This is a genomic window from Enterobacter vonholyi (genome assembly GCF_040834095.1).
Lineage (GTDB): Bacteria > Pseudomonadota > Gammaproteobacteria > Enterobacterales > Enterobacteriaceae > Enterobacter > Enterobacter vonholyi.
Genome location: NZ_CP162152.1, coordinates 1,880,702 through 1,897,601 on the forward strand (window position 1 = coordinate 1,880,702; position 16,900 = coordinate 1,897,601).

General features: G+C 55.5%; 18 protein-coding genes. 6 read left to right on the top strand and 12 right to left on the bottom strand.

Annotated elements, in window-relative coordinates; genetic code table 11:
• Nucleotides 1-237 carry a DUF1656 domain-containing protein gene (locus AB3N39_RS08970; RefSeq protein WP_111965660.1) on the bottom strand — a complete coding sequence of 79 codons (237 nt, stop codon included), beginning with the start codon at nt 235-237 and terminating at the stop codon, nt 1-3.
• Between the two features lie 186 nt (nt 238-423).
• On the opposite strand from AB3N39_RS08970, the gene slyA reads away from it, so the two are divergent.
• Nucleotides 424-864, top strand: coding sequence for a transcriptional regulator SlyA (slyA, locus tag AB3N39_RS08975; protein ID WP_111965661.1), 441 nt, complete (start codon nt 424-426; stop codon nt 862-864).
• 35 nt (nt 865-899) lie between these two features.
• Here slyA and AB3N39_RS08980 read toward each other — a convergent pair whose 3' ends face one another.
• Both AB3N39_RS08980 and slyB read right to left on the bottom strand, forming a co-directional pair.
• The gene (locus AB3N39_RS08980) at nt 900-2,261 is read right to left on the bottom strand and encodes a GGDEF domain-containing protein (protein ID WP_143345018.1); all 1,362 of its coding nucleotides are present in this window, start codon (nt 2,259-2,261) and stop codon (nt 900-902) included.
• A 198-nt stretch (nt 2,262-2,459) separates the two neighbouring features.
• A complete protein-coding gene (gene slyB / locus AB3N39_RS08985) occupies nt 2,460-2,927 on the bottom strand; it encodes an outer membrane lipoprotein SlyB (RefSeq protein ID WP_047348789.1) in 468 nt (155 codons plus the stop codon).
• 254 nt (nt 2,928-3,181) lie between these two features.
• On the opposite strand from slyB, the gene anmK reads away from it, so the two are divergent.
• The 5 genes from anmK to pdxY all read left to right on the top strand — a co-directional run bounded on the left by anmK (nt 3,182) and on the right by pdxY (nt 7,765).
• Complete coding sequence (anmK, locus tag AB3N39_RS08990; protein ID WP_111965663.1) at nt 3,182-4,306, top strand: anhydro-N-acetylmuramic acid kinase; 1,125 nt, start codon at nt 3,182-3,184, stop codon at nt 4,304-4,306.
• 93 nt (nt 4,307-4,399) lie between these two features.
• A complete protein-coding gene (gene mliC / locus AB3N39_RS08995) occupies nt 4,400-4,723 on the top strand; it encodes a C-type lysozyme inhibitor (RefSeq protein WP_023335447.1) in 324 nt (107 codons plus the stop codon).
• A 57-nt stretch (nt 4,724-4,780) separates the two neighbouring features.
• A complete protein-coding gene (gene pdxH / locus AB3N39_RS09000) occupies nt 4,781-5,437 on the top strand; it encodes a pyridoxamine 5'-phosphate oxidase (RefSeq protein ID WP_111965664.1) in 657 nt (218 codons plus the stop codon).
• Between the two features lie 126 nt (nt 5,438-5,563).
• Nucleotides 5,564-6,838 carry a tyrosine--tRNA ligase gene (tyrS, locus tag AB3N39_RS09005; RefSeq protein ID WP_136194739.1) on the top strand — a complete coding sequence of 425 codons (1,275 nt, stop codon included), beginning with the start codon at nt 5,564-5,566 and terminating at the stop codon, nt 6,836-6,838.
• A gap of 66 nt (nt 6,839-6,904) precedes the next feature.
• Complete coding sequence (gene pdxY, locus AB3N39_RS09010; protein ID WP_115874868.1) at nt 6,905-7,765, top strand: pyridoxal kinase PdxY; 861 nt, start codon at nt 6,905-6,907, stop codon at nt 7,763-7,765.
• A gap of 87 nt (nt 7,766-7,852) precedes the next feature.
• On the opposite strand, the gene gstA is transcribed toward pdxY, so the two are convergent.
• The 9 genes from gstA to rsxA form a co-directional block, all read right to left on the bottom strand.
• Nucleotides 7,853-8,458 (bottom strand): glutathione transferase GstA, encoded by a 606-nt coding sequence (gene gstA, locus AB3N39_RS09015; RefSeq protein WP_367897225.1) that lies wholly within the window; start codon nt 8,456-8,458, stop codon nt 7,853-7,855.
• 105 nt (nt 8,459-8,563) lie between these two features.
• A complete protein-coding gene (dtpA, locus tag AB3N39_RS09020) occupies nt 8,564-10,072 on the bottom strand; it encodes a dipeptide/tripeptide permease DtpA (RefSeq protein WP_367897226.1) in 1,509 nt (502 codons plus the stop codon).
• A 591-nt stretch (nt 10,073-10,663) separates the two neighbouring features.
• Nucleotides 10,664-11,299 carry an endonuclease III gene (gene nth / locus AB3N39_RS09025; protein WP_008500570.1) on the bottom strand — a complete coding sequence of 212 codons (636 nt, stop codon included), beginning with the start codon at nt 11,297-11,299 and terminating at the stop codon, nt 10,664-10,666.
• Nucleotides 11,296-11,982: an electron transport complex subunit E gene (locus AB3N39_RS09030; protein ID WP_008500569.1), complete on the bottom strand. Its 687-nt coding sequence runs from the start codon at nt 11,980-11,982 to the stop codon at nt 11,296-11,298. The genes nth and AB3N39_RS09030 overlap by 4 nt, the downstream gene beginning before the upstream one ends.
• A 2-nt stretch (nt 11,983-11,984) precedes the next feature.
• Entirely contained in the window at nt 11,985-12,605 is a 621-nt protein-coding gene (rsxG, locus tag AB3N39_RS09035; protein WP_133294251.1) for an electron transport complex subunit RsxG, read from the bottom strand.
• Nucleotides 12,606-12,615: 10 nt separating this feature from the next.
• Complete coding sequence (rsxD, locus tag AB3N39_RS09040) at nt 12,616-13,668, bottom strand: electron transport complex subunit RsxD (RefSeq protein ID WP_032651036.1); 1,053 nt, start codon at nt 13,666-13,668, stop codon at nt 12,616-12,618.
• Nucleotides 13,669-15,690 carry an electron transport complex subunit RsxC gene (gene rsxC, locus AB3N39_RS09045; RefSeq protein WP_367897227.1) on the bottom strand — a complete coding sequence of 674 codons (2,022 nt, stop codon included), beginning with the start codon at nt 15,688-15,690 and terminating at the stop codon, nt 13,669-13,671.
• Nucleotides 15,683-16,261 (bottom strand): electron transport complex subunit RsxB, encoded by a 579-nt coding sequence (gene rsxB / locus AB3N39_RS09050; RefSeq protein WP_008500565.1) that lies wholly within the window; start codon nt 16,259-16,261, stop codon nt 15,683-15,685. Before rsxB ends, rsxC begins: the two co-directional genes overlap by 8 nt.
• Complete coding sequence (gene rsxA, locus AB3N39_RS09055; RefSeq protein WP_008500564.1) at nt 16,261-16,842, bottom strand: electron transport complex subunit RsxA; 582 nt, start codon at nt 16,840-16,842, stop codon at nt 16,261-16,263. The genes rsxB and rsxA overlap by 1 nt, the downstream gene beginning before the upstream one ends.
• Nucleotides 16,843-16,900 lie beyond the last annotated feature (58 nt).

Consider the following 16,900-nt stretch of genomic DNA (forward strand, 5'->3'; position numbering starts at 1 on the left):
TCACCACACAGTCAAAACGGCAAGGCCCAGGCATACGGAAAGGGCAAACAGGGAAAGATCCATCAGCATGGGATGCCAGATTTCACCGGAGTACATCCAGTCGCGAAGCAGACGATGCGCGATGAGCCAGAGCAGAAAACCCACCAGAACGGCCTTAAACAGCGGAGGAAAATAGACTGACGCACCGAAGATCAGGTCCTGAAGGGGCAACCCCTCTGAGCGATGAAAAAACGTCACGGGCAGAAATCCTTTGCAGTGAACAGAATGCCGCGTTGGCTTGTCTTAGTATGATGAAGCATAACAATTCAGTGTAAGTCATACTTTTAAGTTCGATGAATGCAGTATTGCATTTGTTTTGGCAATACAAATGCTGCACACTATTCTAAAATCAGTATAATAACTTAGCAAGCTAATTATAAGGAGATGAAATTGGAATCGCCATTAGGTTCTGATCTGGCAAGGTTGGTACGCGTCTGGCGTGCTCTGATTGACCATCGCCTGAAACCTCTGGAACTCACACAGACGCATTGGGTCACGCTGCACAACATCCATCAGCTGCCGCCCGATCAGTCGCAAATTCAGCTGGCAAAAGCGATAGGGATTGAGCAACCGTCGCTGGTGCGCACGCTTGACCAGCTGGAAGAGAAGGGGTTGATCTCGCGGCAAACCTGCGCCAGCGATCGTCGCGCCAAGCGGATTAAACTCACCGAGAAAGCGGCGCCAATCATCACGGAAATGGAAGCCGTGATCACCAGGACGCGCGGTGAAATCCTGTCAGGCGTTTCACCCGCGGAGCTGGAAATGCTCATCAGCCTTATTGCTCGCCTTGAGCAAAACATCCATGAGCTGCATTCTCGCGACTAATAAACACCAAGGCCTTGCAGCAGCAAGGCCTTTTTTTATTTAAAGACGACCACACGATTACGTCCCGTCTCCTTCGCTTCATACATCGCTTTGTCGGCGTTTTCCACGCACGTTTCTGCGGCTATCGCGGGTGACGTCGCCGTATACACCCCCATGCTGATGGTGACTGGCTCCGGTAGTTGACCGCCGCTGCTGGTGTTATCGAAGCTGCTCAGATTTAACCGTATGCGCTCCGCCACCTGGTGCGCTGCTTCTGATGAGGTGTTGGCCAGCATCAGAACAAACTCCTCACCACCGATACGGGCCGCGATGTCCTGCGGGCGTACGGAATCCATCAGCAGGTTAGCGACAAACTGAAGGACTTTGTCGCCCTGAAGATGCCCGTAGGTGTCGTTGATACGCTTGAAGCGATCGAGATCGCTGACGATGACGGAAACAGGGCGGCTGGGTTTGGCAATATCCAGCGCCTGCTTTAATGTTTCATAAAAATAGCTGCGGTTATAAAGGCGCGTCAGCGGGTCGCGAATTGAGTTCTGGTACGACTGCTGATACTTGACGTGCGAGTCGCGATACAGCCTGAAAACATCGTAGAGCAGAACAAAAATGAGCAGCAGCGTGGCGACAGTCTCAAATAAGCGGGCGCGATACCAGGAGACATCTTCGACATTTCCACCCGCTAACAGCATTGTGAGCGTGACGATATAGCAGACGCACAGAAAATTACCGCCCACCCAGAATAAGTTGCGTATGCGCGTAATAAACATCAGCGTTCCTAATGTCACCACCCAGAGTGCAATTAATGCAATATTAATGAAGTGGCTCCAGAGAACCATAAACTCACGGGTTTCATTATCCACCAGATCAATGGATAAAAATGAAGAGTGACTGGAATACATCCAGGCCAACCCAACTGCAAAGACGGTAAAGAGAAACTCGCCGCCCACAATAAGGATATGCGCCAGTCGTGAAAGAGGACAATTGCGCGTGGTATAGAGTATTGCCGAAACGATTATTAGCACCGCCATTAAAAGATGGCGGAACATATAGAAGATCATCGCATCGTTGTAGTTTACAGCGTTGAACTGATAGAGGTCCAGCCAGGCGGGAAAGCAGGACAACGTTCCGACCATCAGCGATGCCGCCCCGGCAAAGGCAAAAGCGATCGCTACCAGATACAACCGTTTTCGGTCACACCAGTATTTCATTGCCATAAAGAAGGCAATAAACAGGTTAAACACCAGCAAAAAAATGGTGAGCGTAGGGAACAAATGAGACGAGAAGCTAGGTACCCATTCGGCAATTTTCGAAAACAGGGCGTGTAATATGCCAATGACAACAATACAACCCAGACAGAACGAGGTATAACGACCCTTTACGGAACGATGATTAGAAAACATATACGTTTTTAATGGCTTTATAATGAATTAAGGTGAGGTAATTGCGAGAGTTTAATCAATTAGCCTGCTAAATACTTTGCGCAAAAACAATATATGATGTGGTTAAAAATTGGCGGGGTGAATTTATTTTGTAAATATATTTGTGGGAGTGATATATATTGTAAATGGATGTGGTCCGATGACCACATCCATTTTTAATTAACGTGGAGAAACGGTCACCTGGCTTCCGTTGCTTGCCAGAACGACGCGCTGGCCTGCAGAGAAGCGAGTGTTGCCTTGTTTCTGGACAACCATGATAGTGCTGCCATCGTCTTTACGAATTTCCAGCTCTACGCCCTGAGTTTTGTTCATTGCGCCCTGAACGCCCTGGCCAGCTACACCACCTGCAACGGCGCCTGCGGCCGTCGCCAGCGAGCGGCCAGTGCCACCGCCGACGGTATTACCCAGGAAACCACCCAGGACGGCACCGCCGATTGCGCCCATCACGTTGTTTTCATCACCACCCTGGATCTGTACAGGGCGTGCGTTAACAACGGTACCGTAAGTTACGTTCTGAACCTGTTTCGCTTCAGAAGCGCTGTAAACGTCGCCAGAGAGTGAACTGTCATTCACACAGCCAGCCAGAGTTAAACCAATCAGCGAAACGCCCAGTACACGTAAAATCATTTGAATCTCCTGTTCACCAAAAACGCCCGGTTGGGGCATCCGTTATGGCTAAATTATATGGCATAAGGAGCCATAGTTCATATCTTTGCACTAACAATAAGAAAATTGTACTTGAATTTGACTTAACGAGAGATAAACAGGAACCGCCCGCGTTACGCGTCTGACATTGTTAAAAAATATTATCGCCGGATGGCAAAGCTGCGCCGTTTATGGTTGAGTGGGTATCCTTAGCCCACGCAACGTAAGGAAAGCGCATGAAATCGGGTCGCTACATTGGTGTGATGTCAGGCACCAGTCTGGATGGGGTAGATGTCGTTCTGGCCGCCATTGACGAAAACATGGTGGCACAGCAGGCGAGCCTGACCTGGCCAATCCCCATTTCACTGAAAGAGGATATTCTGAGCATTTGTCAGGGGCAGCAGCTGACCCTCTCCCAGCTTGGACAGCTTGATGTTCGCCTGGGGGCGCTGTTTGCGGATGCGGTGTTGGCTTTAATGCAGAAAGAACATCTTCGCCCGCAGGATGTGGTGGCCATCGGGTGTCATGGACAAACGGTCTGGCATGAACCAGGAGGAGATGCCCCGCATACGCTGCAAATCGGTGATAACAACCAGATTGTGGCGAAGACGGGCGTGACGGTGGTTGGCGATTTCCGTCGTCGCGATATCGCCCTTGGCGGACAGGGCGCGCCGCTGGTGCCTGCGTTCCATCAGGCGCTACTGGCGCACCCTTCAGAACGTCGTATGGTGCTCAACATTGGTGGGATCGCCAATCTGTCGATGCTGATCCCGGGGCAGCCGGTGCGCGGCTACGATACCGGCCCGGGCAATATGCTGATGGATGCCTGGATCTGGCGTCAGTGCGGTCAACCTTATGATAAAAACGCGGAGTGGGCGAGCGAGGGTAAGGTGATTATCCCGCTGCTGCAGTCCATGCTGAGCGACCCTTATTTTGCCTTACCGGCACCGAAAAGTACGGGGCGTGAATACTTCAACTTTGGCTGGCTTGAGCGCCAGCTGGCATCATTCCCGGCGCTTGCACCGCAGGATGTCCAGGCGACGCTTGCCGAGCTCACGGCCGTGTCGATTTCCGAACAGGTGCTCCTCAGCGGCGGATGCGAACGCCTGCTGGTGTGCGGCGGGGGAAGCCGTAACCCGCTGGTGATGGCGCGTCTTGCGGGGCTACTGCCGGGTACCGAAGTGTCTACGACCGATGAGGCTGGCATCAGCGGGGATGACATGGAGGCGCTGGCTTTCGCCTGGCTTGCCTGGCGCACCATTGCCGGGCTGCCGGGCAATTTGCCGTCGGTAACCGGTGCTCGCGAGGCGAGCGTTCTTGGGGCGATTTTCCCGGCGAATCCGCGTCATAATCAGAGTTAACTGAAATTCAGCGCGGTGCGTCGCCGTTAGAATGGAACGAAACAGGAGGGCGGACATGCCCTCCAGGACCAGGAAAGTCTTCGGAATACGCCCATGAAAAAACTTCTTCTTATTGCCGCTCCTTTGTTGCTGTCAGGATGCAGCGTCTACAACCAGCTCCTTGAGCGCATGCAGACCGATACGCTGGAGTATCGCTGCGACGAAAAACCGCTGACCGTGAAGCTGAACAATCCACGCCAGGAAGCCAGTTTTGTTTACGACAATAAATTGCTTACGCTGAAGCAGGGCATGTCAGCCTCAGGCGCCCGCTACACTGACGGTATCTATGTCTTCTGGTCGAAAGGCGACAGCGCCACGGTCTACAAACGCGACCGCATTGTGCTGAACAATTGCCAGCTTGAAAATCCGAAGCGTTGAGATTTTTACAGGGGCGGCGCACAATAGCGCCACCCACTCTCAATGTCAGCTAACGCCATGTCAGATAACGACGAACTGCAGCAAATTGCGCATCTGCGCCGTGAATACACCAAAGGCGGCCTGCGTCGCCAGGATCTTCCCGCTGAACCCCTCGTGCTTTTTGAACGCTGGCTGAAACAGGCCTGCGAAGCGAAGCTCGCCGACCCAACGGCCATGGTTGTCGCGACGGTGGATGAAAACGGTCAACCCTATCAGCGCATCGTATTGCTCAAGCATTATGACGAGAAAGGACTGGTGTTCTACACCAACCTTGGCAGCCGCAAAGCGCACCATCTGGAAAACAATCCGCGTATCAGCCTGCTGTTCCCGTGGCACATGCTGGAACGTCAGGTCATGGTGACCGGCAAAGCGGAACGTCTTTCGACGCTGGAAGTGGTGAAGTATTTCCACAGCCGCCCGCGTGACAGCCAGATTGGCGCCTGGGTATCAAAACAGTCGAGCCGCATTTCCGCACGCGGCGTGCTGGAAAGTAAATTCCTGGAGCTGAAGCAGAAGTTCCAGCAGGGTGAAATCCCGCTGCCGAGCTTCTGGGGTGGTTTCCGCATCCCGATAGATCAGATTGAGTTCTGGCAGGGGGGCGAACATCGCCTGCACGACCGCTTTTTATACCAGCGCGAGAATGGCGGCTGGAAAATCGACAGACTGGCACCGTAATCCCCGAAATTTGTTGATTTTAGCGCTAGCGCACGCCGCGCTTGCGCTTTATTCTATGGGTCCTTTCGCATCAGGCGAAAAGTCGTGTACCGGCAAAGGTGCAGTCGTTTATACATGGAGAATTTGATGGCAAGCAGTAACTTGATTAAACAATTGCAAGAGCGGGGCCTCGTGGCCCAGGTGACGGACGAGGAAGCGTTAGCAGAGCGACTGGCGCAAGGCCCGATCGCGCTCTATTGCGGCTTCGATCCCACCGCTGACAGCTTGCATTTGGGGCATCTTGTTCCATTGTTATGCCTGAAACGCTTCCAGATGGCGGGCCATAAGCCTGTTGCCCTGGTGGGCGGCGCGACCGGTCTGATTGGTGACCCAAGCTTTAAAGCCGCTGAGCGTAAACTGAACACCGAAGATACCGTGCAGGAGTGGGTGGATAAGATCCGCAAACAGGTTGCGCCGTTCCTCGACTTCAACTGTGGTGATAACGCCGCGATTGCCGCCAACAACTACGACTGGTTTGGCAGCATGAACGTGCTGACCTTCCTGCGTGACATCGGCAAACACTTCTCTGTTAACCAGATGATTAACAAAGAGGCTGTGAAGCAGCGTCTGAACCGTGACGACCAGGGTATCTCCTTTACCGAGTTCTCCTACAACCTGCTGCAGGGGTATGACTTTGCCTGCCTGAACAAACTGCACGGCGTTTCCCTGCAGATTGGCGGTTCTGACCAGTGGGGCAACATCACCTCCGGTATCGATCTGACCCGTCGTCTGCACCAGAACCAGGTGTTTGGTCTGACCGTTCCGCTGATTACCAAAGCAGACGGCACCAAATTTGGTAAGACTGAGGGCGGCGCGGTATGGCTCGATCCGAAGAAAACCAGTCCGTACAAATTCTACCAGTTCTGGATCAACACGGCGGATGCCGATGTTTATCGCTTCCTGAAGTTCTTCACCTTCATGGATATCGCAGAGATCAACGCGCTGGAAGAAGAAGATAAGAACAGCGGTAAAGCGCCACGCGCGCAGTACGTGCTGGCGGATGAAGTGACCAAACTGGTTCACGGTGAAGAAGGTCTGGCCGCGGCAAAACGCATTACCGCTAGCCTGTTTAACGGCACCCTGAGCGATCTGAGCGAAGCGGACTTTGAACAGCTGGCGCAGGACGGCGTGCCAATGGTTGAGATGGAGAGAGGGGCTGACCTGATGCAGGCGCTGGTGGACTCTGAGCTCCAGCCTTCCCGCGGTCAGGCGCGTAAAACCATCGCGTCTAACGCGATCACCATCAACGGTGAGAAACAGGCCGACCCGGAATACACCTTCGTTGACGGCGATCGTCTGTATGGTCGCTACACGCTGCTGCGTCGCGGCAAGAAAAACTACTGCCTTGTCTGCTGGAAGTAATTAGCAGTCTCCAGGGGCGTGGGAAACCACGCCCCTTTTGTTTTTTCAGGGTTTGGTAAGAAAATAATGAAGAACATCCTCGCCATTCAGTCCCACGTCGTTTTTGGACATGCTGGCAATAGCGCAGCGGAATTCCCGATGCGTCGCCTCGGCGCCAACGTCTGGCCCCTCAATACCGTCCAGTTTTCCAATCACACGCAGTACGGCAAATGGACCGGCTGCGTGATGCCGCCTTCGCACCTTACCGAGGTTGTGCAGGGCATTGCCGATATCGACCAGCTCAAGCGCTGTGATGCCGTACTGAGCGGTTATCTTGGTTCAGCGGAGCAGGGGGAGCATATCCTCGGCATCGTACGCCAGGTGAAAGCCGCAAATCCGTCGGCAAAATACTTCTGCGACCCGGTTATGGGTCATCCGGAAAAAGGCTGCATCGTGGCGCCAGGCGTTGCGGAGTTCCACGTCCGCCACGCTTTGCCCGCCAGCGATATCATTGCGCCAAACCTGGTAGAACTGGAGATCCTCTGCGAGCATCCGGTTAACAGCGTAGAAGAGGCAGTAACTGCATCTCGCGAGCTGATCGCGCAGGGGCCTGAGGTTGTGCTGGTAAAACATCTCGCACGCGCAGGGCTAAGTCAGGATCGCTTTGAGATGCTGCTGGTGACGAAAGACGATGCCTGGCACATCAGCCGTCCGCTGGTGGATTTTGGCAAACGCCAGCCGGTGGGCGTGGGGGATGTGACCAGCGGCCTGCTGCTGGTGAAATTACTTCAGGGGGCAACGCTGCGCGATGCGCTGGAGCATGTGACTGCGGCAGTATACGAAATTATGATGGCGACGAAAGAAATGCAGGAATATGAACTGCAGGTGGTCGCAGCACAGGATCGAATCGCGAAGCCGGAGCACTATTTCAGCGCAACCCAGCTTTAAACGATACCGGGTGGCGCTGCGCGTGAGGGGCTGTGAATTTTGTAGGCCGGGTAAGCGCAGTGCCACCCGGCAACAGAGGCCGCTCGGTTAGTTCAACCCTTCCGCTTTCAGCGCCGCAGCCACCGCAGGACGCTCTGCCACACGCTTCATATACGATGCAATGTGGTCTAACCCTTTCAGATTCAGCTTAATCGCGCGCGCCCAGCGCAGCACGGTGAACAGATACGCATCGGCAATCGTGAAGCGCGACCCGCCAATCCACTGTTCGTCTTTCAGCGATTCGTTAACGTACTGCAGCTTTTTCTCAAGCAGGGCACGCAGGGTAGGCTTAAACTCTTCCGGCGTATCCGGGCGGAACAGGGGGGTAAAGCCTTTGTGCAGCTCGGTGGCAATGTAGTTCAGCCATTCCAGCGTTTTATAGCGCGAAATGGTGCTGACCGGGGCCAGCAGCTGGCGATCGGGCACGCTATCGGCCAGGAACTGCATAATCGCCACGCCCTCGGTCAGCAGAGTACCGTCATCCAGCAGGAGCGCCGGAACTTGTCCTTTCGGGTTAATGGCAAGAAAGTCATCGCCATTTTCCAGGCGCTTTTTCATCAGATCAACGCCATCCAGCGTGAAATCTTTGCCGCTCTCGCGCAGGGTGATATGGGAAGCAAGAGAGCACGCGCCCGGTTTGTAGAACAGTTTCATCGGTAACTCCTTTTTGCTGAGGTTTCAGCTATGTTAGTGCGCGAACGGCCAAAAAAAAAGCCGCTAATGCATTAGCGGCTTCTGTTCAGTCGTTTCTCAATAATCTTACGCAGTAGCGGTTTTGGTCGCTTCAGCCGTCTTGTCGTCGTCCTGAGTCATATGATTCAGTTTCGGCGCGGTCAGCAGCATCAGCGCAGCGATCACCGCTGTCGCGATACCAATCTGCATGAACACGGTACCGTAGACGTTCAGGGAGACGAGTGGGTCAGTGACGTTTTCAGGCACAGCCATCAGGTTCGCAATTTTACCCGCAATGATTGCCGCACCGGCAGTGGTCAAGAACCAGCTACCCATAATGAAGCCCATCAGACGCTGCGGCACCAGCTGTGCAACCATCGCCAGGCCCAGACCGGAGATCATCAGTTCGCCGATAGACTGCAGCGCGTAGCTCAGGATCAGCCAGTTAACGGAGACGATGCCTGCGTCAGTGGCAAACTTGGTACCCAGCGGCAGCACCAGGAACGCGCCTGAGCACAGTACCATACCGATTGCGAACTTGTGCGGCATTGGCAGACGGTCACCCATCTTGTTATAGATAGCCGCCAGAATCGGGCTACCAATCATGATCCAGAACGGGTTCAGCGCCTGATACTGCTCCGGCTCGAACGCGATGCCCAGAATAGAGTGCTCAACGTTACGAATGGCGAAGAAGTTCAGTGAGGTTGGCATCTGGCTGTACAGCACGAAGAAGATAATCGCTTCCAGCATCAGAATGAACGCCACAATCATCTTACGACGGGCAGCACCCTGCATGGCGAACGCTTCTTTCGCAAAGATAACCACGATACCCAGCGCAACCACGCCCAGAACGGCGCGAGCAATACCCTGGTTGTGCAGTAGCCAGGTGGCGATTGCCGCGAGGACAACAACGCCCACGATAGTCGCCAGCAGTTTGCCCATGTGTACAGGCTCGAAGTCAGGTTTTGAACCGTAGTCTTTCACCCAGCTGCGGCAGAACAGGAAGTTCACAACGGTGATCAGCATACCCACGAAGCTCAGCGCAAACGCCACGCTCCAGCCGAATTTCGCGGCGAGCCATGGGGTTGCCAGCATCGAGAAGAATGAACCGATGTTGATGGACATGTAGTACATGGTAAATGCACCGTCCAGACGCGGGTCATCTTTGCTGTAGCAGGTAGAGAGCAGGGAAGACGGGTTTGCTTTGAACAGACCGTTACCCACGGCGATCGTTGCCATGCCCATATACACGACAGCGGCATCGTGCCCTGACCATGCAACCAGGCCATAGCCAATTGCCAGTACAATAGCGCCCAGCATAATGACGCGCTTAGTACCCAGAACTTTATCACCCAGCCAGCCGCCGATAGCAACCAGACCATAGACAAGGGCACTGAAGGAGGAGAACAGCGTGATGGAATCAGCTTCAGACATACCCAGCTGTTTGACCAGGTAAACCGCCATGATCCCTTGCAGGCCGTAATAACCAAAACGCTCCCATAACTCGATAGAGAAGATGAGATAGAACGCTTTAGGCTGTTTAAAAGCGTTAAGACTCACGCTTTCATCTGTTGGTTTATTGTTTGCAGTAGACACATATACCTCTTTTTTTACATCCCATATTAACGGGGGTGTTCATAGCGTGATGGCCGTAGTCCATACGCCTTATAGTTATATTGGGAGGAGAAACGGCGGGTAATGTTCACTATCCTGCCCCATCTGGCAATACGTTTGTAATAATCTGTTACATATATCTGAAGTGGTATAATCGTCGGTTCATGCAAATGTTATTCAGCGTTAAATTTTATACGATGTATAAAGGTAGTTTTTTCGACTGGCAGAGCCCCGTCAGGACCGGTGTTTGGCGATATGTTCTGCTATTTGCTGCTTCTGGCAGTGATATAGCCCATATTCTGAAAAATAGATGGTCTTATCGTCGGCAAAAAAAGAGGAGTGTCTTGTCAGATAAAGGGTTTAGGCTGATTTTGACAACAAAAATACAACATGAAGTTATCAGGGTGATCGCGATCACAGATGTATAGAAATTTTTGGCTATGAAAAAACTATTAACCAGTTTGAGCGTTAAACAACCGAAGAAGTGACAGGTGAGGGTAAACGAAAGGCGGACAAATAGCGGGAAAAAGAAGGACTTCTGGTAGCCCTTGTTTTGGTAAGGGATTGTGACATTCAGGGATACACTTTTTCTTTGTATTCGCAGAGATCTTCAATAATACAGGAGCCGCAGCGAGGCTTACGGGCAATACACGTGTAACGACCGTGCAGAATCAGCCAGTGATGGCAATCAACCTTAAACTCAGCCGGAACCACTTTAAGCAGCTTCTCTTCGACCTGCTCGACATTTTTCCCCGGCGCGAAGTTGGTTCGGTTAGAGACGCGAAATATATGCGTATCTACGGCAATCGTGGGCCAGCCAAACGCGGTGTTGAGCACCACGTTGGCAGTCTTACGCCCCACGCCCGGTAAGGCTTCCAGCGCGGCGCGATCTTCCGGCACTTCCCCTCCATGCTGTTCGAGCAGGATCCGGCAGGTCTTAATGACGTTCTCGGCTTTGCTGTTAAACAGGCCGATGGTTTTGATATACGACTTCACGCCTTCCACGCCCAGCTCCAGCATGGCCTTCGGCGTATTGGCGACCGGATAGAGCAGGGCGGTGGCTTTATTGACGCTCACGTCGGTAGCCTGTGCGGAGAGCAACACGGCGATCAGCAGCTCAAACGGGGAGGTAAAATTCAGCTCCGTCGTCGGGTGCGGGTTCTCGTCCCGCAGACGGGTCAGGATCGCAATGCGCTTTTCTTTATTCATGAAGCCTTCTCGGGTGTCCCTTCCAGAACGCTGCGCTCAGCCGCGCGGCGCTTACGTTTCTCATCAATCAGGTATTTTATCGCCAGCATCATGCCAAGGCCAATAAACGCGCCAGGCGGCAGCATCGCCAGCAGGAACGGCGTATCGGTGTGAAACACTTCAATGCGCAGGGCTTTGGCCCAGCCGCCCAGCAGGGCATCTGCGCCGTCGAACAGCGTACCGTTGCCGAGGATTTCACGCAGGGAGCCCAGCACGAACATGGCGCAGGTGGCGCCCATGCCTATGGAAAAACCGTCCAGCGCCGACATGGCGGGGCTATTTTTCACCGCGAACGCTTCCGCACGCCCAACGACGATACAGTTGGTGACGATAAGAGGAATAAAGATCCCGAGCGACTGGTACAGGCCGAACGCGTAGGCGTTAATCAGCATCTGAACAATACTGACCACCGACGCAATGATCATGACGTAAATCGGAATACGAATTTCCGACGGCGTCCAGCGTCGCAGGGCAGAGATGGAGAGGTTGGTCAGGGTCAATACCAGGGTGGTTGCCAGACCCAGACCGAGCGCGTTGGTGGCGGTGGACGTTACCGCCAGCAGGGGGCACATCCCCAGAAGCTGCACCAGCGCGGAGTTGTTCTTCCACAACCCCTGGACAATAACCTCTTTAACCTGGCTCATGATTACTCCTCACAGACCGGAAGATTGTTGATCTGCGCGGGCAGCGTTTCAGCGAACAGCCCGGCTCGTTTTACGGCATTTACCACCGCGCGTGGGGTGATGGTCGCACCGGTGAACTGGTCGAACTCGCCGCCATCTTTTTTCACCGCAAACGCGGTGTCACCTTCGCCATGGATCGCTTTACCGGCAAAGTGCAAAATCCAGTCGCTAAGACGGGTTTCAATTTTATCGCCAAGACCCGGCGTTTCATGGTGTTCCGTCACGCGGGTGCCCAGTATGGTGCCGGAGAAATCGCTGCCCACGAGCAGCTGAATGGCGCCGGAATAGCCGTCAGGCGCCGTCGCTTCCATCACCGCGCCAACCGGTTTATCCCCTTTGCGGGCGATAAAGAGGCGGTGCGGGCCATTCCCTAGCTGCGGCGCGTCTACCACAAAGCAGCTTTTTTGCAGATCGTTATCGTAGAAATCGGACGGGATCACCTGATCGAACAGCGCCTTTTGCTGCTTCGAGGCCTGTTCTTCGATGGTCGTTTTGGTCAGCGCATTAACCAGTGCCGTCAGCCCCGTCAGCACCGCGGCGAAGACAGCCAGCGTGACGCCGTGTTTTTGCATCGTTTTTAACATGGCGAAACCCCTAGCGATGGCCATACACGCGAGGGCGCGTGTAGTAGTCGATGAGCGGAACGGTAATGTTGGCAAGCAGGACGGCAAAGGCCACGCCGTCCGGGTACCCGCCAAAGCTGCGGATGAGCCAGACCAGCAGGCCCGCCAGCGCGCCGAAGATCAGGCGGCCGCGGTTAGTCGTTGACGCCGTCACCGGATCCGTCAGGATAAAGAAGGCTCCTAACATGGTGGCACCGGAGAGCAAATGCATCTGCGGGCTGGCCAGTGATTCAGGAGAAAAGACCCATCCCAGCGTGGCGCACACCGCCAGCGTCACGAGGAAGCTGACCGGAATATGCCAGCGGATGGCTTTCTGCTGCAGCAGGAACAGGCCGCCCAGCAGATACGCCAGGTTGACCCACTGCCAGCCCGCGCCCGCCAGCATGCCGCTGTAGATCGCGGACTTCATGATCTGCTCAACGCTGTGCCCGGCATGCAGGGATGTTTTAAAGGTATCGAGAGGCGTCGCCTGGCTGATACCGTCTACGCCCATGCGCAGCGCGTTCATATCCGCACCGAGTGCCGTATGGCCGGTAAAGATGACGTGCAGGGCATCCATAAAGCCCGGAACCGTGGCCGCAATCTCGTGCGGTGGCAGCCAGCTGGTCATCTGCACCGGGAAGGAGATCAGCAGCACCACGTAGCCAATCATCGCCGGGTTAAACGGGTTATGACCGAGCCCGCCGTACAGCTGTTTGGCAATGATCACCGCAAACACGGTGCCGAGCACTACCATCCACCACGGGGCAAACGGCGGAATACTGATGGCGAGAAGCAGGCCGGTCAGCAGCGCGGAGTTGTCGGCAAGAATACGGGAGACAGCCGCCTTGCGCAGCTTAAGGACAAGCGCTTCCGCCGCTAAGGCGCTGGCACAGCCCAGGATTATCTGGAACAGGGTTCCCCAGCCGAAAAACCAGCACTGAACGGCAATGCCCGGCAGCGCGGCCAGGCAGACCAGCATCATAATGCGCGACGTCTGGCGCTGATTGTGGGTGTAAGGGGAGCTTGCGATTCTGAAAACCATTTAATCCTCGTTAACTGCTTGCTGTGCGGCTTTCTTCGCCTGAACGCGCGCGATGGCGGCGGCCACGGCGGCTTTGCGCGGGTCATCGTTGGCGGCCTGCGGCTGCTCTTCCTGCTGCGCCGCCTTACGGGCTTTAGCCCGGGCAATCGCCGCTTCGACGGCGGCTTTACGCGGGTCGACCGGTGCTTCTGTTTCTGGAGCTGGCGTCTGCTGCGCCGCCTTGCGCGCTTTGGCCCGGGCAATCGCCGCTTCGACGGCCGCTTTGCGAGGGTCGACCGCTTCCTGCTCAACCACCACGTTCTGCTCGCCGGCTTTGCGCGCTTTGGCGCGGGCTATTGCCGCTTCAACGGCCGCTTTACGCGGGTCAACCTCGGCATCCGTCTGGACCGTTTGCGCTTTTTCAGCCTGACGAGCGCGAGCCTGGGCTTTGCGAGCTTCACGCGCCGCGATGGCTTCACTGTTGTCAGGCTTCTCGCCGGCCGGGATCACCACAGGCTGCGCAGCTGTCGCTTTTTTCTCACGAACGCGCGCCAGTGCGGCGTTAATGGCATCCTGATCTTTCTCGCCGGGCTGAACCGCGGCCTGCTTATGGCGCTCCTGACGGGCGATTTTTTCGCGCTCCAGTCGCGCCTGGCGCGCTTCGAAACGTGCCTTAGCTTCCGCGGCGCGTTTTTCTTCCATGGAGATAGCATAAATCTCAGCCTTCTCCTGGCGGAAATACTGCACCAGCGGGATGTTGCTTGGGCAGACCCAGGCGCAGGCGCCGCATTCGATGCAGTCGGCCAGGTTATGGGCTTTTGCCTTGTCGTGCAGCTGCCCTTTGCTGTACCAGTACAGCTGTTGCGGCAGCAGATCCGCCGGGCAGGCATCGGCGCAGGCGCTGCAGCGGATGCAGCCTTTCTCTTCCTGCTCTTCGCCCATCTCGGTCGGGGAAGGGGCGAGCAGACAGTTGGTAATTTTCACTACAGGCACATCGAGCCACGGCAGGGTAAAGCCCATCAGCGGGCCTCCCATGATCACCATCTGGTCGCTGCCCGGGCAAAACTCAGCCTGCTCCAGCAGGTGACGCACCGGCGTACCCAGTCGTGCCCAGACGTTGCCCGGACGAGAGACCGATTCCCCGGTCAGCGTTACCACGCGCTCGGTCAGCGGCTCGCCGTCGATCACCGCGCGCTTCACGGCGTACGCGGTGCCGACGTTCTGCATCAGCACGCCGATATCCGAAGAGCGTCCGCCGTGCGGCACCTGCTTACCGGTAAGGATTTGCGTCAGCTGTTTAGCACCGCCAGAGGGGTACTTGGTCGGGATGACGCGCAGGCTGATATCGTGGCTACCGGCCAGCACGGCGCGCAGCATCGAGATAGCCTGAGGTTTATTGTCTTCGATACCGATCAGCACTTCCCGCGGCTGCAGAATGTGCGCCAGGATGCGGATGCCTTCCACCACCTGGGCGGCGCAGTCCTGCATCAGACGATCGTCAGCGGTAATGTACGGTTCGCATTCGGCGGCGTTGATAATCAGCGTCTGAATATTATCGCCACCGCCGCGCAGCTTGACGCCTGTCGGGAAGCCTGCGCCGCCGAGGCCGGCAACGCCGAACTGATGAATACGTTCGATGAGTGCTTCGCGGCTCTGGCTGCGGTAATCGCTCCAGCCATCACGGTCGATCCAGCGGTCTTCACCGTCGGCTTCAATAATCACGCTCAGCTCTGAAAGCGCTGACGGATGGGCCACCGTATGGGGTGCGATGGCGACCACCTTACCGGAGGTGGGAGCGTGCACCGGCAGCATACGTCCGCGGCCAAAGGTCAGCGGCTGACCGCGAAGGACCGTATCGCCTTCTTTGACGCACAGCTCACCCTCAGCGCCGATGTGCTGCTTGAGCGGCATAACGAAACGGGTCGCCAGCGGAATTTGACGCAGCGGCGTGCCGCTAGACTGGGTTTTCATCTCCGGTGGGTGAATACCCCCGTCAAAATCCCAAATCTTCTCTTTTCTGAAAGCAGAAAATAACTTAAGCATGTTGTTCCACAGGAATATTGCGAACCGGAATGGTTTGAAGATCCCACTTCCAGCTTTCGGTAGTCGTTTCAACCGGGCGCAGCTCGATACATTGCGTCGGGCAGGGTGCTACGCAGAGGTTACAGCCGGTGCACAGGTCCGCCACCACGGTGTGCATGGCGCGCGTTGCGCCAACAATGGCGTCGACCGGGCAGGCCTGAATACATTTGGTGCAGCCGATGCAGTTGGCCTCGTCGATCACGGCCAGGGCACGGACCGGCTCCTGCACGTCCGCGTCGCCGTCAACGGGCTGCGGGTCAACGTTAAGCAGGGCCGCGATTTTCAGCATCACCGCTTCGCCACCGGGCGCACAGCGGTTAATTTTTTCACCCTGAATCCCTACCGCTTCGGCATAGGGGCGACAGCCCGGGTAGCCGCACTGCCCGCACTGGCTTTGCGGCAGAAGCTCATCAATTTTCTCAACAACGGGATCGTCCTCTACCGCGAAACGGCGGGAGGCGTAGCCCAGGATAAGGCCAAACACCAACCCCAGAACGCTGATAGAGGCGATGGCAATCCAGATAGCATTCATTACAACTTCACCAGACCACTAAAGCCCATAAAGGCCAGAGACATTAAACCTGCGGTCACCAGCGCAATCGCGTTACCGCGGAAGGGGGCGGGGATATCCGCTGCTGCCAGGCGCTCGCGAATAGAGGCAAACAGCACCATGACCAGCGAGAAACCGACGGCCGCAGAAAAGCCATACAGCGCCGACTGCATAAAATTATGGCCAAGGTTGATGTTCAGCAGCGCCACGCCGAGAACGGCGCAGTTGGTAGTGATCAGCGGCAGGAAGATACCCAGCAGGCGATAGAGCGCCGGGCTGGTTTTGCGCACCACCATTTCGGTAAATTGCACTACCACCGCGATAACCAGAATAAAGGCCAGCGTCCGGAGATAGGTTAACCCCAGCGGAATGAGGATCCAGGTATCAATCCACCACGCGCAGATGGACGCCAGCGTCATGACGAAGGTCGTCGCTAGCCCCATGCCCATTGCCGTTTCCAGCTTTTTGGAAACGCCCATAAACGGACACAGGCCAAGGAACTTCACCAGAACGAAGTTGTTAACCAGCACGGTGCCGACAAAGAGCAGTAAGTAATCGGTCATTATTTAGCCTGAAATAAAAAAGCCGCCTATTATCGGACAAACACACGCAGGCGACAAC

Excerpts from the sequence above, each read along its gene's own strand:
- rsxD (WP_032651036.1), bottom strand. The coding sequence starts at position 13,668 with ATGGTTTTCAGAATCGCAAGCTCCCCTTACACCCACAATCAGCGCCAG.
- rsxG (WP_133294251.1), bottom strand. The coding sequence starts at position 12,605 with ATGTTAAAAACGATGCAAAAACACGGCGTCACGCTGGCTGTCTTCGCC.
- slyA (WP_111965661.1), top strand. The coding sequence starts at position 424 with ATGAAATTGGAATCGCCATTAGGTTCTGATCTGGCAAGGTTGGTACGC.
- rsxA (WP_008500564.1), bottom strand. The coding sequence starts at position 16,842 with ATGACCGATTACTTACTGCTCTTTGTCGGCACCGTGCTGGTTAACAAC.
- anmK (WP_111965663.1), top strand. The coding sequence starts at position 3,182 with ATGAAATCGGGTCGCTACATTGGTGTGATGTCAGGCACCAGTCTGGAT.
- AB3N39_RS08980 (WP_143345018.1), bottom strand. The coding sequence starts at position 2,261 with ATGTTTTCTAATCATCGTTCCGTAAAGGGTCGTTATACCTCGTTCTGT.
- rsxC (WP_367897227.1), bottom strand. The coding sequence starts at position 15,690 with ATGCTTAAGTTATTTTCTGCTTTCAGAAAAGAGAAGATTTGGGATTTT.
- tyrS (WP_136194739.1), top strand. The coding sequence starts at position 5,564 with ATGGCAAGCAGTAACTTGATTAAACAATTGCAAGAGCGGGGCCTCGTG.
- pdxH (WP_111965664.1), top strand. The coding sequence starts at position 4,781 with ATGTCAGATAACGACGAACTGCAGCAAATTGCGCATCTGCGCCGTGAA.
- AB3N39_RS09030 (WP_008500569.1), bottom strand. The coding sequence starts at position 11,982 with ATGAGCCAGGTTAAAGAGGTTATTGTCCAGGGGTTGTGGAAGAACAAC.
- pdxY (WP_115874868.1), top strand. The coding sequence starts at position 6,905 with ATGAAGAACATCCTCGCCATTCAGTCCCACGTCGTTTTTGGACATGCT.
- nth (WP_008500570.1), bottom strand. The coding sequence starts at position 11,299 with ATGAATAAAGAAAAGCGCATTGCGATCCTGACCCGTCTGCGGGACGAG.
- rsxB (WP_008500565.1), bottom strand. The coding sequence starts at position 16,261 with ATGAATGCTATCTGGATTGCCATCGCCTCTATCAGCGTTCTGGGGTTG.
- slyB (WP_047348789.1), bottom strand. The coding sequence starts at position 2,927 with ATGATTTTACGTGTACTGGGCGTTTCGCTGATTGGTTTAACTCTGGCT.
- gstA (WP_367897225.1), bottom strand. The coding sequence starts at position 8,458 with ATGAAACTGTTCTACAAACCGGGCGCGTGCTCTCTTGCTTCCCATATC.
- mliC (WP_023335447.1), top strand. The coding sequence starts at position 4,400 with ATGAAAAAACTTCTTCTTATTGCCGCTCCTTTGTTGCTGTCAGGATGC.